The sequence below is a fragment of the Staphylococcus sp. HMSC035D11 genome (assembly GCF_001836075.1).
Lineage (GTDB): Bacteria > Bacillota > Bacilli > Staphylococcales > Staphylococcaceae > Staphylococcus > Staphylococcus hominis.
In genome coordinates this window covers 1-788 of the sequence record NZ_KV827264.1, presented here as the reverse complement: position 1 = coordinate 788, position 788 = coordinate 1, and the positions used below count along the sequence as shown (strand labels likewise).

Annotated in this window: 1 protein-coding gene; it reads right to left on the bottom strand. The window is 33.8% G+C overall.

The features are described from left to right. Positions 1-453 (bottom strand): MobA/MobL family protein (locus HMPREF2647_RS07715; RefSeq protein ID WP_176746917.1); only part of this gene is annotated, 453 nt, incomplete at its 3' end. Between the last annotated feature and the right edge of the window lie 335 nt (positions 454-788).

Below are 788 nucleotides of genomic sequence, written 5' to 3'. Positions count from 1 at the left end.
GTCTGAATTAAACGGTCTTTGGGTCAATAACACATGCGCGTGTGGGTTGTTCATATCATCCCTATGAATTGAAATATCAGCCACCATACCTTTATCTACAAATTCACTTTTGATAAAATCTTTTGTTAATTCTGTTTGTACTTCTCTATCTAGGTCATTAGGCAAACTTAACAAGACTTCTTTGGCTAATCTAGGGTTTTTAGTTTTCGCATTATGCTTTTCAACTTTGTCTACTTCATTCCACAAGCGCTGTCTATCTTTCGTCCATTCGGGTGCATGTTGAGGCGTTAAAATCATGCTTTCAGGTTTAACTATATGATTTCTAAACTTAATTTTTTCATCTGTACGTTCACTATATAATGCTTCATCAGAACGATACGACGCTGACGCAACAATATTTTTAGTTGCTCGATTAATGTTAGTCACTCTCAACATAAAGTAACCTTTATCCATGATTTTACCTCCTCGTTTTTTTGAATTTAAACCCCTGTAGGAACTATAACGATCAACCAGTAAGGTTGCCCATTTTTATGCCAATTTTTAATTTGCATGTAAATGGGCAGTGTCTTACGAACTGGTTATATTATACCATGAATAATCGCCTTGCCCAATGGATTATGATATGCTTTATATAGGAAAACTAAAGGGTGATATAATGGCAAAGATCAAAAAAAGTGATATAACAAAGTTAAGTCAGCTTGAACAACAAATTGAACAATTGAAAGGCCAAAAGAAAAAACAAGAAGCACAACTATCTCATAAAATTGGAGTCTATTTCTTAAATAAAC